15 protein-coding genes are annotated in these 13,463 nt (G+C 64.8%); 5 read left to right on the top strand and 10 right to left on the bottom strand.

The annotated features are described in order from the left end of the window. Positions 1–313 precede the first annotated feature (313 nt). Both AC5RUM_RS16300 and AC5RUM_RS16305 read right to left on the bottom strand, forming a co-directional pair. On the bottom strand, positions 314–1,717 hold the full coding sequence (locus AC5RUM_RS16300; RefSeq protein ID WP_494035913.1) for a GntP family permease: 1,404 nt from the start codon (positions 1,715–1,717) through the stop codon (positions 314–316). A 49-nt stretch (positions 1,718–1,766) separates the two neighbouring features. Continuing rightward, entirely contained in the window at positions 1,767–2,342 is a 576-nt protein-coding gene (locus AC5RUM_RS16305) for a gluconokinase (protein WP_494035914.1), read from the bottom strand. Between the two features lie 192 nt (positions 2,343–2,534). On the opposite strand from AC5RUM_RS16305, the gene AC5RUM_RS16310 reads away from it, so the two are divergent. Next, positions 2,535–3,266, top strand: a complete 732-nt coding sequence (locus tag AC5RUM_RS16310; protein ID WP_494035915.1) for a FadR/GntR family transcriptional regulator — start codon at positions 2,535–2,537, stop codon at positions 3,264–3,266. Positions 3,267–3,320: 54 nt separating this feature from the next. On the opposite strand, the gene AC5RUM_RS16315 is transcribed toward AC5RUM_RS16310, so the two are convergent. Next, positions 3,321–3,635 carry a hypothetical protein gene (locus tag AC5RUM_RS16315; RefSeq protein ID WP_494035916.1) on the bottom strand — a complete coding sequence of 105 codons (315 nt, stop codon included), beginning with the start codon at positions 3,633–3,635 and terminating at the stop codon, positions 3,321–3,323. Next, positions 3,584–4,411, bottom strand: coding sequence for a DUF6528 family protein (locus AC5RUM_RS16320; RefSeq protein ID WP_494035917.1), 828 nt, complete (start codon positions 4,409–4,411; stop codon positions 3,584–3,586). The genes AC5RUM_RS16315 and AC5RUM_RS16320 overlap by 52 nt, the downstream gene beginning before the upstream one ends. 430 nt (positions 4,412–4,841) lie before the next feature. Between AC5RUM_RS16320 and AC5RUM_RS16325 the strand changes: the two genes are divergently transcribed. Beyond that, a complete protein-coding gene (locus AC5RUM_RS16325; RefSeq protein ID WP_494035918.1) occupies positions 4,842–5,345 on the top strand; it encodes a hypothetical protein in 504 nt (167 codons plus the stop codon). A gap of 122 nt (positions 5,346–5,467) precedes the next feature. On the opposite strand, the gene AC5RUM_RS16330 is transcribed toward AC5RUM_RS16325, so the two are convergent. The 5 genes from AC5RUM_RS16330 to AC5RUM_RS16350 all read right to left on the bottom strand — a co-directional run bounded on the left by AC5RUM_RS16330 (position 5,468) and on the right by AC5RUM_RS16350 (position 9,515). Then, positions 5,468–6,172, bottom strand: coding sequence for an SOS response-associated peptidase (locus AC5RUM_RS16330; protein ID WP_494035919.1), 705 nt, complete (start codon positions 6,170–6,172; stop codon positions 5,468–5,470). Between the two features lie 120 nt (positions 6,173–6,292). Beyond that, a complete protein-coding gene (locus AC5RUM_RS16335; RefSeq protein ID WP_494035920.1) occupies positions 6,293–7,447 on the bottom strand; it encodes an MFS transporter in 1,155 nt (384 codons plus the stop codon). Continuing rightward, the gene (locus tag AC5RUM_RS16340) at positions 7,444–8,433 is read right to left on the bottom strand and encodes a hypothetical protein (RefSeq protein WP_494035921.1); all 990 of its coding nucleotides are present in this window, start codon (positions 8,431–8,433) and stop codon (positions 7,444–7,446) included. The genes AC5RUM_RS16335 and AC5RUM_RS16340 overlap by 4 nt, the downstream gene beginning before the upstream one ends. Before the next feature lie 133 nt (positions 8,434–8,566). Continuing rightward, positions 8,567–9,100: an Imm61 family immunity protein gene (locus AC5RUM_RS16345; RefSeq protein ID WP_494036076.1), complete on the bottom strand. Its 534-nt coding sequence runs from the start codon at positions 9,098–9,100 to the stop codon at positions 8,567–8,569. A 211-nt stretch (positions 9,101–9,311) separates the two neighbouring features. Continuing rightward, the gene (locus AC5RUM_RS16350) at positions 9,312–9,515 is read right to left on the bottom strand and encodes a cold-shock protein (RefSeq protein WP_024365339.1); all 204 of its coding nucleotides are present in this window, start codon (positions 9,513–9,515) and stop codon (positions 9,312–9,314) included. Positions 9,516–9,788: 273 nt separating this feature from the next. On the opposite strand from AC5RUM_RS16350, the gene AC5RUM_RS16355 reads away from it, so the two are divergent. The 3 genes from AC5RUM_RS16355 (at position 9,789) to AC5RUM_RS16365 (ending at position 12,752) form a co-directional block, all read left to right on the top strand. Continuing rightward, positions 9,789–10,175: a TfoX/Sxy family protein gene (locus AC5RUM_RS16355; RefSeq protein WP_494035922.1), complete on the top strand. Its 387-nt coding sequence runs from the start codon at positions 9,789–9,791 to the stop codon at positions 10,173–10,175. 218 nt (positions 10,176–10,393) lie between these two features. Further along, positions 10,394–10,870 carry a hypothetical protein gene (locus AC5RUM_RS16360; RefSeq protein ID WP_494035923.1) on the top strand — a complete coding sequence of 159 codons (477 nt, stop codon included), beginning with the start codon at positions 10,394–10,396 and terminating at the stop codon, positions 10,868–10,870. Positions 10,871–10,901: 31 nt separating this feature from the next. After that, positions 10,902–12,752 (top strand): glycoside hydrolase family 15 protein, encoded by a 1,851-nt coding sequence (locus AC5RUM_RS16365; RefSeq protein ID WP_494035924.1) that lies wholly within the window; start codon positions 10,902–10,904, stop codon positions 12,750–12,752. On the opposite strand, the gene AC5RUM_RS16370 is transcribed toward AC5RUM_RS16365, so the two are convergent. Next, positions 12,723–13,460, bottom strand: a complete 738-nt coding sequence (locus tag AC5RUM_RS16370; RefSeq protein ID WP_494035925.1) for a hypothetical protein — start codon at positions 13,458–13,460, stop codon at positions 12,723–12,725. The two genes, AC5RUM_RS16365 and AC5RUM_RS16370, sit on opposite strands and share 30 nt — an antisense overlap. Between the last annotated feature and the right edge of the window lie 3 nt (positions 13,461–13,463).

The following is a 13,463-nucleotide window of genomic DNA, read 5'->3' on the forward strand; positions in this document are numbered from 1 at the left end:
CCGGCCCGGTGCAGTACCAGCAGTCGTCTTCGCAGGTGAGCCACACAGCGTCGTTTTTCATTATTGTCCCCTTCCATGGCCGCACGAGGCTCCCCCGCAGGAAGCGCATCCTCGCGCTTCCGGGGCCCTTGTGCTGGCGTGTGCAATCTAGGAGGACAACGTAGCACGATCGTAAATTGTTGACAATGCCCAATCCACAAAGGAGCTGACCAGTCGGCTGTGAGGCTGACAAAACTGTCCTAAAAGCAGAGAACGGCGGCGGGTGCCGGCAAGATATCTGCCGGCACCCGCCGTCGTACTCAACTACAGGGCGCTAACCCGCCAGCCCGGCGAGGCCGAAGATGGCGGCCGCGATGGCGAAGCCCATGGTGCCGATCAGGGTCTCCATGACGGTCCAGGTCTTCAGGGTTGTCTTGACGTCCATGCCGAAGAAGCGGCCCACCAGCCAGAATCCGGAGTCGTTCACGTGGGAGACCACCACGGAGCCGGCGGCCACGGCGATCACCAGGGCGGCGATCTGCATGCCGTTCAGTCCCGCCGTCGCGACGGCCGGGGCGATGAGGCCCGCGGTGGTGGTCAGGGCGACAGTGGCCGAACCCTGGGCGATGCGCAGGATCGCGGAGATCAGGAAGCCGGCGAGGATGAGCGGGATGCCCAGGTTGCCCAGGACGTCGGCCAGGGCGTCGCCGATGCCGGAGGTGCGCAGCACTCCACCGAACATGCCGCCGGCGCCGGTGATGAGGATGACGGAGCAGACCGGGCCCAGCGAGGATTCGAGCAGCTTCTCCAGGACGCCGTTGTGGGTGCCGCGGCGGGCGCCGAGGACGTACATCGCCACGAGGACGGAGATCAGCAGCGCCACGGGGGTTTCACCCAGGGTGCGCAGCAGCTGGAACCACTGTTCGTTCCTGACGTTTTCGGGCAGCACGCCGGAGGCGGCGAAGGTGTTGAGGCCGGTGTTGATGAAGATCAGGACGAGCGGCAGGAGCAGCAGGCCGATGATAGTGCGGAACCGCGGCGGGTGGGCCTCGGCTTCTGCGCTGGCGTGGCCGAGCAACTCGGGAACCGGGAGCTCCAGTTTCCTGCCGGTCCACAGGCCGTACAGGTAGGCGGTGACGTACCAGGTGGGGATGGCGGTGACCAGGCCGGCGATGGTGACCAGGCCGACGTTCGCCTCGAAGAAGGCCGACGCCGATACCGGGCCCGGGTGCGGCGGCAGGAAGATGTGCATCACGGAGAACGCGCCGGCGGCGGGCAGGCCGTAGCGCAGCACTCCCCCGCCCAGGCGGTGGGCCACGGCGAAGACCACCGGGAGCATCACCACGAGGCCGGCGTCGAAGAAGATCGGGAAGCCGAAGATCAGGGATGCGAGGCCCAGGGCAAACGGGGCGCGCTTTTCGCCGAAGATGCCGATCAGGTAGTCGGCCAGAACCTTTGCGCCGCCGCTGGTTTCGACGATGCGGCCGAGCATGGCGCCGAGGCCAACGAGGAGTGCCACAGTTCCGAGGGTGGTCCCGAAGCCGTCAATCAGCACCGGTACCACCTGGTTGGCGGGAATGCCGGTGGCGAAGGCCGTGGCGAGGCTGACCAGTATCAGTGCGAGCAGCGCGTGCATGCGCAGCCTGATGATCAGGAACAGCAGGACGCCGATTGCGGCCGCCGCGATGAGCAGCAGGGGGCCTGCGCCCAGTGTTTGGGTCCATCCTTCGATGGTCATGGTTCTCCTTTGAAACAAATGCTGGGGGTGGGATGTGAGAAGAGTTGGCTCAGTGGGCGCAGTGCGCCCGGCCTGAGCCCGTGTCGGACTCCGGCTCCGGGTCGTACGGCAGCTGGAGTGCGGCCACGATGGCCTCGATGAGTTCCTCCGGGGAGCGGGAGATATCCAGCCGCAGGCTTCCATCCGCCAGTTCCTCCGGGCTCAGCGGCTCCAAGGCGGCGAGCTGGCTGGGCAGCAGCGTGGGCGGCATGAAGTGGCCTTCGCGGCCCTGCATCCGTTCGCTGATGAGGGCTGCCTCGCCGTGCAGGTGGATGAAGAGGACGCGCCCTTCCGCCTCGGACAGCAGCTGGCGGTAGCTGCGCTTGAGGGCGGAGCAGGTGAGCACGGTGCTGTGGCCGGCCTTGGCCTGTTCTGTCATCCAGGTCCGGATCTGGAGGAGCCAAGGCCAGCGGTCCTCGTCCTGCAGGGGGATGCCCTGGCTCATCTTGTTGATGTTGGACTGCGGGTGGAACTCGTCCGCCTCGGCGCACGCCCAGCCAAGCTGTTTGGACAGGGCCGCGGCGATGGTGGATTTGCCGGAACCGGCAACGCCCATGACCACCAGATGCGTGGCTGGATACTGCATGTTTACCTCCGAAGAAGACGTCTTTGGCTTGTGGAAGAAGCTCAATCTGCAGCCCGGTGCGAACTGCGTTGGAGATAAGGTATCACCAATTGAGACTAAAGATACTATCTTTGCGGGTCACAGGTCATACCTTTGACGTCGTCTTCCGGTACGCTGTGAGAGCGCGCTGCAGCGCAGAGGGAAGGCAGGAGCATGTCGACGGCGACAGCAGACAACGCGGATGACGCGAACGACGGCGGGTCCCCCGCGATGCATGAACGCGTGCTGGACGCTGTTGGCGTGGCCATCGCCGCCGGGAAACTCCCGCCGGGAAGCCGCCTCACCCTCGAGGGGCTGCAGCAGGAATACGGGATATCACGCACGGTCGCCCGCGACACGATGAAGGTCCTGGAATCAATGAACCTCGTGTATTCGCGGCGCCGCGTGGGCATCGTGGTGCAGCGCCGGGAGCTGTGGAACGTCTTTGATCCGAAGCTGGTGCGGTGGCGCCTCGCATCGGACCACCGGGAGCGGCAGTACAGCAGCCTGACGGAACTGCGCATCGCCGTCGAACCCATTGCCGCGGCCGGCGCCGCCCGCCGGGCCAGCGCCGCGGAACGCAGCCAGCTCGTGGCGCTGGCCGCCGACCTGAGGCGGCTGGGCGAAGCCGGCGAGCTTCAGGGGTTCCTCGAAGCCGACATCGCCTTCCACCGTCTGCTGCTGCAGAGCTGCGGCAACGAGATGTTCACGGCCCTCGAGGGGATGGTGGCGGAGGTGCTCACCAGCCGGACGCGGCAGGGACTGATGCCCTTCAAGCCCCGCCCGGAAGCCCTCGACGCCCACGAGGAGGTCGCCGCAGCCGTGGCCGGCGGGGATGCCACGGCGGCCGAGAACGCCATGCACCACATCCTGGATGAAGTGCGGAACGCGATGGGGCTGCACTAGGCCCCTCCGGTAGTTGGGCCGGCCGGTGGTATAGCCTGCCGGCTGGCCCTCTGGTCACTCGTAGGCGGGGTTGAAAATCCTCGCCTTGTAGAAGCGCGCGTCGGGCCAGCCGCGCTCGTCGGGCGGCGTCCCCAGGTCCTTGCCGATGCTGACCTGAGTGCCCATCTCGCCGGTGTCGGCTGACCCGACCACCCAGATGTACTCCTTGGTGGTGGGGTGCCGGGCGACGGACTTGACCGGCCCCCTGGCCCAGATCGGCTTGCCGATCACCTTGCTGTTTCTGTTGACGTCGTAGCGGTAGACGCCCTTGCCGTCGGTCAGCAGAAGGTGGCCGGGACTGGTGTAGTCGGGCTGGAGGTCGTGGCCCATCTTGGCGCCGGGATGGTCGATGACCACTTCGCGCCAGACGTCGAGGTCGGTGTCCCGGCCGGAACCCTTGACCTTGTAGCCCACGAGCCTGCCGTCACCGAGCACCCAAGCACTCCCTGGGAAACCTCGTTCTTGGTGCGCGGATCCCAGAGGATGCCGTGGGCGCCGGGGAAGCTCCAGGAGTTGACCTTCTCATAGCTGTTGAAGTCGTTGATCTTGTCCGCGTTCTTCGGGGAGTAGAGCTGGAGGTTCTTCCCGCCCTTCGAGCTGGCGGTGAGGATCGAGCCGTTGTGCGGGATCCTCTCGATGGAGTGCGGATTGTCATCCGGGTAGGCCTGCCAGATCAGGTCGTTGTCCGAGTCGGTGTGCTGGCCGCGCTTGATCTGGACGATCCCGGCGGCCCCGCCGGAGGCGCAGACAAGCGCGATCCGCCCCCGCGCCTGGGTCTTGCGGATCTTGACGTCGGACAGGTCCGTCCACCACTTCTTGCCGAGCCAGGGTTCCTTGCCCTCGAAGGACCAGATCACGGCGTCGTCGTTCCACCGCTGCGCGTTGCGGTCGTAGATCCGCACCGTCTTGGAGTTCTGGTCAACCACTGCGAGGTGGTAGCCGGCAGCGGCGTGGGCGGCGCCGCCGGTCAGGGCCGAAGCCGGTCCGAGGACGGCCCCCGCGGCCAGTCCCTTGAGCACTGTGCGCCTGCTCGCCGTGGTCCGGCTTTGGGTCGTCTGCTTGTTCAGGTTTCGGAGCGTGTCGGCACCTAGGTCAAAAATGGCCATAGTTTCCCCCAGCAGGAATGTCGGATCTTTCCGACGCCGGATGACGCCGGAGACCTTATTCACCTTCGGGAATTCAGTGAGATATGTCCAGTCGATGCAGTAAATGAATGCAGGTTTCAGTTTGACTTGCGTTTGCGCCGCTCGTTCAGCCAACGAGAATCAGTCAGGGCGCGAGTCCGGCAGCTCTTTAAATTATGTCTGGTGCCGCTTTTGGGCGAAGGCGCATAATATAAGCGCCGCTCCAATCTGCTGAATATCATGCTCGCGAGCGGGTTATTCATTCACTCACTCATTCACCGGCCGGGCCTGGCGGGTCCGCCGGCATCTTGGCGAAGGTGGGCCGGGCTGTGGTCCGCTGCTTCGTACCCTTACCGAAGAAATTGCGGTCTCAGAGGGTTGAAAGAAAATGTATCGCACGAAAAAAGGACTCATGTCCATGCTCGCCGCCGCGGTCCTAGCCGCCGGACTCATGCCCAGCACCGCCGCCGCCCATGGGGGCTGGGACGATGATGACGATGACGACCGGGAGTTGACCTCCCAGCAGCGCAAACTGGTGAAGACGCTGAGGGACGTAACTGACGACTACCGCTGGCTGGATAATGCGGTAGCTGACGGGTACAAGAAGGTCACCGAATGCGTCGAAAAGAAGGGTGTTGGAGCCATGGGGTTCCATTACGCCAAGGATTCCCTGATTGACGGCAAGACCGAAGCCCGCAAGCCGGAGGTCTTGGTCTACATGCCCAACAAGCAGGGACGGTACAAGCTGGTTGCCATCGAGTTCCTGTCAACGGCTAAGACCAGGCCGCAAATTGCCGGCGTAAAGTTCGAGAACGGTCCGTTCCCCGGCACCTTCGCGCTGCACGCATGGATCTGGCGCGAGAATCCCGACGGTATGTTCGCAGCCTACAATCCGGAGCTCCGCTGCCCGAAGTAGCGCCGGCCGGATGGTGAATTCGGCGCCGGCGATTCGTCGGTGCCGACGCGCTTCAGACGCCCTCTGCACGCATCCACACCCTTCACCTCGGCATCATCCTCCACCGCAGGTCTCGAACGCGCTCACTCGGCCGGCTCGATGAGTTCTGGCCCGTTGTTCCGAACGCTGTTCACCCGGGGACTGACAACCCTGGGCGTCAGGATCGGCTCCGGCAGGGAGTCCAGCAGGTGTTGAATGTCGTTCTTGTCGGTCAGATCCGGGTCGAGCCATTCAGCGAAGCGGTCCCGAGGGATGATGACTGGTGACCTGTCGTGGACGTGGCCCAGGGCGTCCTGCGTGGTCGTGGTCAGCACCGTGCAGCTGAGCAGCCAGCGCCCCGGGTCATCCTCGGGTAGAGATGGATCCGCCCACCACTCGTACAGCCCGGCGAAGCCCAGCAGCGGCTCCTTCTCCGAGAACAGATAGTTGGGGATCTTCTTGCCGTCCTCGGTCTTCTGCCACTCGAAATATCCTTCGGCAGGGACCACTGCACGACGCTTGACAGCGGCTTTGCGGAACGACGGCTTCTCCAGGATGGACTCGCTGCGGGCGTTGATCAGCTTGTTGCCGATCTTGATGTCCTTTGCCCAGGACGGCACCAGGCCCCAACGGGCAATGAGCAGATGCCGTTCAACGCTCCCTTCGTCCAGACGTTCGGCCACGATAGGCACATCCTGTGTAGGCGCGACGTTCCAGCTCGGCGGGGGCGGAGAGCCCTCGACTTCCTTGGCATCGAAGTAGCTCAGAAGGTCCCCGGTGGCCCTGGACATCACGTATCTGCCGCACATGAGGCCATTCTGCCTCAAGCGTCCCCAGCTGGCAGTAGACGGCAGGGACGGCTGCGTAGTGTGAACCGGTCCCTGCCCGAAACTTTACGGTCCCGGATCCCCAGGATCCTGCCCGGGCGGCTACTCGACGTCCTGTGGGGCCTTTGGGTAGGCGCCCATTAGCGCGGCCGACACTACCCAGATCAGACCCACAGCGACCACTGCGGCTGTGCCCCCGAACCCTGTCGCTGAGGCGGCCAAAGCTGCGCCGGCTGCAGATGCGCTGGCGCGGAAACCTGCCGTGACTGTGAAGATCTGGGATTTGAGGTGCGGCGGGCTGAATTGATTGCGGAGGTGGAGCATGGCGGCCACACTGGAGGCCGTGAAGACGCCGGACAGGCCAATGGCCATGGCCGTCCACATTATTCCGATATCGAGCGCGGCGCTGATCGTCAATAACCCTGTGGCAAGGAATCCTGCCATCATGAGGACGTGCGGCCTGCTGCGCGCAGGCCGCACGGTCTGGTAGAGGGCACCAAGGAGGCTGCCAGCGGCGAAGGATGTCACCAGGGCTGCACCTTCACCGGGCGAGCCGATCCTTTCGATCGAAAGTGCAATGGCCGCGATGGCCAGGCCGCCTTGGCCAAGCTGGGTCAGGGTCGAGGCAGCAGTCACAACCGCTAACGGACGGTGCAGGACGATCCGGCGGAGAGCCGCTTTGGCTGCCCGCCATGGTGTTACTTCCGCACGAGTGTGGGGGTGAAGCCGGACTGTGCGGACGGCCACCGAACCGACGGCCGCACTGACTGCCAGCACCATGAGGGCAGCCTTGGCTGGCAAGAAAGCCACAATTCCGGCCACGGCGGCGGGGCCAGCTACGGCAGAGATGTTGTAGGAGAGGGCATCATAGGCGAACGCCCGACGTCCGCCAGGTATTGAATTGGCGACGAAGCTTGACAAGCCCCCCATGTAAAAGGGCGCCGATGCTCCGGCGGCAACCAGAAATGCCAGCGCAACAGGGACTGGTATCTCGCCGATAAAGGCGGATACCGCCAAAGCGACGGCGGTGATTACCCCGGAGGCTGCGATCCATGCGCCGGGGCGGCGGGTTCTGTCCAGGGCCGCCCCCACCAGTGGTGCGGCGAGAACGCTCGGGCCCAGCGATGCAGCCACCAGCAAGCCGCCCACGGCGACATCGTTCATCTGCTGCACGGCGAGAACCGGAAGCGCCACTACTGAGCCGGCACTCGCCATCCGCGGTGGGACGGAAGCGGCAAGATAGCGCAGCCCGCTCATATTCCATACCTTCTTCGAAACGATGTCGCCGCTCCCAAGGACAGGGCCATGGTTCCGAGCTTGATGAAAGCCAGGCCCGGCAGTCCGTTCACGAAATCGCCCACCACGAAATAAAGCGTCCCGGCGATGAACAGAAAGCATCGGAACCCGCCACCGCCCATGGCCCAACCGGACAGCAAAATGATGCTGAGCGCCACCCCCGCGCCCAGATATGCCAGAGCGAGGTCCGGAGTCTGTGCGAACATCGGGTGGGATTCCTTGGCGACTGCCCAGTTCAAGACGTGGCCGCCGATTGCCAGCAGGGCAAGCATCATTCCGCCCACCCAGCCGGGGCGGCTAGCGGCACTTAATTTCCGCCAGGCCCTGACAATCAGCGGCGGCTCCTTCGACCGGTCGATGATGACGGGCTCCGCGTCCCAGTCCGTGCCGGTGGCTGTTACAGGCCGCCGCCGGTTGTTCCAGTCGACAGCACGGAGACCGGCGTTGTAGACGGGCGGCGTCACCTTGGCCTCCCGGAACGTGGCCCACATCCATGACGGGATGTTGTCCACCGTGCGGGGAAAGTAACGCAGGTCGGTTACCAGCGTCCCGGCCGGGCCGAATTGCTCCTTGCGCCGCGTCGGCATGTCGTGGAGCGGTTCGATGAACTCTTGGTCAGAGACTTGCAGCACGCCGTCGGCATCGGGGTAAAGGTAGACCCTGCAGCTGATCCAGGTTCCCCGCCCCGGCACGTAGGAAAGCCGGCGGACTTCCTTAAGCCATTGCGACAGAAATTCGGGGGAGAAATCGCTGGCGTAATCGGGAAAGCCCCACACGCCGTCGGTGCGGCTGTCCGCGGTGCCCTGCTCGACCGGCATGTACATGATGCGGGAGTAGACCAGAATTTCGGCCCCATGGCCGGGCCCGCCCTCAGCGAAGGCCAGTTCCTGGAGCTTTTTCAGTCCCTCGGTGATATGGGCGCTGGTCAGTACGGTCCCATGAGACATTTTTCCCCCGGTGCATTTCATCGCGCCGACCAGCAATTCACCCGGAGCGGCTTTATGGAAAGGCTAACCCTGAAATCGCGCCCGCGAAAAATCACCACGGCTCGCGGACGGCCCGTCCCCGACCAGCCGCATATTACGTGGCGGAAACGCCATGCACCGACAACGGGAAGAAGGGAGGTTTCCCTTCAGGTGGCATGCACGCCGCATGCAGTTCTTCCAGGGACAGATTCACGTAATAGGAAAAGTGAACCAACCCCGACGCGTTGGAAGAGCGCCGCTCAGCGCCGGTGGCTGTTTCCTTGAGCACCCACGCGGAGCAACCCCGCTCCAGGCTGAATCCTGGTGCTGCCTTGTCGACCGTAACCGGCACGGGAACTGTTAACAACTTGGGAAGACCTCGCTGCGACCGCCAGCTGCTGCAGAGCCAGAAGACGATAAACAGCTCCATATCGCGGACATTCTCTGAGGCAAAAACATCGTACTCGGGGTTGCTGCGGTCGACCTGCCCAAGAACAAACAGTCCATCACGGACCAGAACGTGCCTGTAGTTGTCGCCGCTCGGGGCAAAGTACCAGGAGCCGTCACTGTCATCCCTGCTGGCTTCGTGCCCTGCGTCGGCGATTATGTCGGCTGTTCTGGCCATTAGTTCGTCCAGCTGTAGCTGCATATCACTCACGGCGTCAGCACTCCCCCAGTCCACGAAGAATTCGATCCAGGCTTGTCGCCCAGGTCGTTTCGAGCTATCCACACGGTACCGGATGTGCCGTTGGCCGGCGTTACCCGCCACCGATGAACCAGCACACGCGGGTTAACAAAAAGCAGGGCCCGTCGAATGACGGGCCCTGCTCGAAACCTAACGGTCCCGGATCTCTAGAAAATTAGAGAGCCTGGATGTTGACGGCCTGGGGACCCTTGGGGCCCTGCTCGGTTTCGAAGGAAACCTTCTGGTTCTCTTCGAGGGAGCGGAAGCCGGAGGAAGCGATCGCAGAGTAGTGTGCGAAAACGTCCTGTGAAGAGTCATCGGGGGAAATGAAGCCGAAGCCCTTTTCAGCGTTAAACCATTTGACGGTGCCAGTAGCCATTATTTTTGTCCTTCGTGAAGGTGGAGGAAAAGTCCCGACTTTCGGGTCCTCCGGTGTGGGGTGTTCAAAACCGCTACTTCAGAAGAACGCGGACTTTCGACCGCGCGTACTGCCTGAACTACCAAATACAAACACAACAACGGTCTCCACACTACACGGGTTTTCGGAACCGGGTTAATCGGCGCCCCTCCCCCGTGCCGCGGTAAAGCAATATGGTGAAGCTGCAAGCAGTCGGGGCCCTGCGCGGGCTCCCGCGATCCGGAAGAAGTAGCCATGCAGATGCCCAAACCGTCAGAAGCGGACAAGGAGCACTTCCGCTCCGTCATGCCATCGGACCCCGAGGTCGTGGTGAAGCCGATGTTCGGCAACCTCGGCGCCTTCGTCAACGGGAACATGTTCGCCGGCCTCTTTGGCTCCACCATCGGCGTGCGCCTCTCCGAGGCCGACCGGGCCGAGCTGGAGTCGGCCGAGCGGACCGTTCCGTTTGGGCCGGAGGAGCGCCCGATGGGCGGCTATACGGGACTGCCTGAAATCTGGAACGCCGAAGGTGAGGGCGACGAGGCCAGGGAAAAGGCCTGGGTTGCGAAGGCCTACGCCTACGTCGCGGGGCTGCCGCCCAAGGAGCCGAAGGCGTCCAAGCCGCGTTCGGCGAAGAAGTAGCCGCCCGCAGACCCGGACGACGACGGCGGCCGCACCTTGCGCTGGAAGCCGCGGTTGCGGCCCGCGCGCGCCACCCTGGCGCGTCCAAGCGGCAAGCAGCCGCCGCCGTCGTCCCTTGATTCCCGAGCACCCGCTCTCTAAAATTAGAGAACATAGTTTTAGAAGGTGCGCCATGGAAACAGCACGAGCGACCCGCACGCCGCGGGGCGGCGGTTGAGATGGACTGGCAGGGCTGGGCACTCTTCGGCCTGCTCGCCACCGCGGCCCTGACCGTGGTGATGATCGCCGCCCAGATGGCAGGCTGGACGCGGCTGGATCTGCCCCTGGTCCTTGGCACGCTGGTCACCCCGGACCCGGACAAGGCGCGGGTGGCCGGCTTCTTCATCCACCTCGCTGCGGGGCAGGTATTCGCTCTCGGCTATGCGGCGGTCTTCGCGCTGCTGGGCAGGGCCACGTGGTGGATCGGGGCCCTGCTGGGACTCCTGCACGTTGCCGTGGCTTTGACCGTCATTCTGCCCCTGGTGCCGGGCATTCATCCAAGGATGGCGACCACCAGGGCCGGCCCGTCCAGCCGCGCGGCCTTGGAGCCTCCGGGCTTGCTTGCCCTGAACTACGGAATCCAGACGCCGGCGGTGGCCGTGGCGGCCCACGTGGTTTACGGCTCGCTGCTCGGCCTGCTTCTCACGGTCTACTGACCCCTCCCACGCGGAAGAAGGTGCGCTGACAATGGACACCGCCGCAACGCCCGCCCTGTCCGAGTACGGATTGCTGGGCGACACGCGCACGGCTGCCCTGGTCTCGGCCGATGGGAGAATCGACTGGCTCTGCGCGCCCACGTTCGACGGTGAACCGGTCTTCGGTGCCCTGCTCGGCGGCCCGGAAGCGGGAGCCTTCCGGGCCGGTCCCGCGCGGCCTTCCCGGCCCCTCGTCCGCCGCTACCGCGAGCACACCGCCACGCTCGAGACGGTGTGGGCCACGGACGGCGGCACACTGTCGCTGACCGAGGCCATGGTGGCGGAGGTATCGGGGCGGCTGCTGCCGGCCACTCTCCTCATCCGGCGGCTGGTGGCCGAGGGCGCACCGGCGGAGGCCGTCGTCGAGCTTGACCCCCGCCTCGGCGAGGGCCACCGCCGTCCCCGTGTCCGGCCCGGGAAGCACCTGGTCTGCGAATGGGGCCCGCTGGCCCTGTCGCTCGGCTGCAGCGGCGGGCTGAGGATCACGCCGGGTACGGCGGCGGCAATCACCGTTGTGCCCGGCCGCCCGGTTGTGCTGGTGCTCGCCGTGGCCTACGCGGAGCCGCTGATCTGGGTGGACCCCGAATCCGCGTGGGATCTGGTGGAAGCCGACGAATCCCGCTGGCGGGACTGGGCGGCGGGCTTCAGCCAGGACATCCCGTTCCGCGAACCGGTCCTGCGGAGCCTGCTGACGCTGAAACTGCTGACGTATTCCCCCTCGGGCGCACCGGTCGCGGCGCCCACCACGTCGCTGCCTGAGGACCCCGGCGGCGTACGGAACTGGGACTACAGATACGCCTGGCCCCGGGATGCCAGCATCGGCATCGGCGCGTTCCTCGGTGTGGGCAAAGACAGCGAGGCCCTGAACTTCCTGAACTGGCTGCTGCATGCCGGCAGGCTGGAGCGGCCCCGGCTTCCGGCCCTGCTGACGTTGACGGGCGGGCATGTCCCCCGCGAGCGCACCCTGGAGGACTGGCCCGGCTACCGTGGCAGCATCCCGGTGAGGGTGGGCAACGGGGCCGCCCACCAGCATCAGCTTGACGGCTACGGCTGGGTCCTCGACGCCGCCTGGAACCTTGTGCGGCAGGGGCACCCGCTGAATTCGGAGACATGGCGGGCGATGCGGGGCTTTGCCGACCTCGTGGCGCGGCGCTGGCCGGAGCCGGACGCTGGCATCTGGGAGATCCGCGCCGACGCAGCACAGCACGTGCATTCCAAGGTGATGGGCTGGCTCGCCCTGGACCGGGCACTGCGCATCGCCCGGACCCATCCGGTCGGCAGGCGGCGGCAGCTGAGGTGGGAAGCAGCGCGAGATAACCTGGCCGCCGAGATGAGGACCCGGGGCTTCGATCCTTCCCGTAACACCTACACCCGCTCCTACGGATCCGCGGACCTCGACTCGGCGCTGCTCATCCTCCCCGTGACCGGCTTCGAGGAACCGGGCTCGGCACGTCTGCGGGGAACGGTGGATGCTGTGTGGTCGGAGCTGTCGGCGGGTTACCCCTTCCTCTACCGATACCCGCCGGGCCAGGACGGGCTGCCCGGGGACGAGGGCGCTTTCCTGCCCTGCTCGTTCTGGCTCGCCCAGGCCCTCGCGCTGACGGGGCGCGCGCCGGAGGCTACGGAACTCTTCGGAGCCCTCCTGGCGGCCGCCGGTCCGCTGGGCCTGTTCAGCGAGGAGATCGATCCTGCCACCGGAGTCCTTCTCGGAAACTATCCGCAGGCGCTCACGCATGCCGCGCTGGTTCAGGCGGCCCTTGCCCTGCGCGATGCCGCGGCGGGCCAGGCGGCAGACGGAGGTGCTGCTGACAGATTAGGGCTGGATGACATTCACGAGTTCTGACCGGCTGCCGGTTTCCAGGTCCTCGGTAAGGACCAGCGCACCGACCTCGGGGCAGTGATATTTATGCTCGCGTGCATTCTTTTCCAGCGGCGTCCAGTCGTAGACCTTGACGCAACCGGTGTACGTTCCTGATTTCGTGGTGACGGTCTCGCCGGTGGCGACGGTGTCCCGGATGTCTTCGGCATGGCCTACGTAGAATTCCTGTTTGTAGGAGTCGCCGACGCGCTGCTCGGCCTTCATCCAGATGCCGGCTTTTGCCCCGTCTTTTCCATGGAGAAAGCTGCCGGAATGGTGCAGCAGCATCCCGTTCCAGTAGTTGTTCACGTCCTCGCCGAAGTACCACACATCGCCGTTTTTATGCTGCGCCAGGTAGTCCCGGGTTTCCTCCACGAGCTGCCCGTTCTTGTATTCCTTGTCGAGATACACCACCGTCTCAACGCCCTCTATCATCTTGGTCTCCGGCAGGATTTCGATTTCAATCCTCTCGGTGACCTGTCCCTGCTGGGTGGTCTCGTACGTCATTTTCTTGCCGACAGGGAGGGCGAAGTATTGATTGGTGATGTTGGTGCTGAAATCGGCAGGGTTGACCTGGGGGTTGTACTCCGCGGCCCTGCTCCTTTTCGTGCTGTCGAAGATAAACAGTGCGGCACCGCCAGCCACGAGCAGCACGACAACCACAGCAATAGATATTTTGCTTCGTGGATTCATGAC

It is taken from the genome of Arthrobacter sp. B2060 (assembly GCF_059090445.1).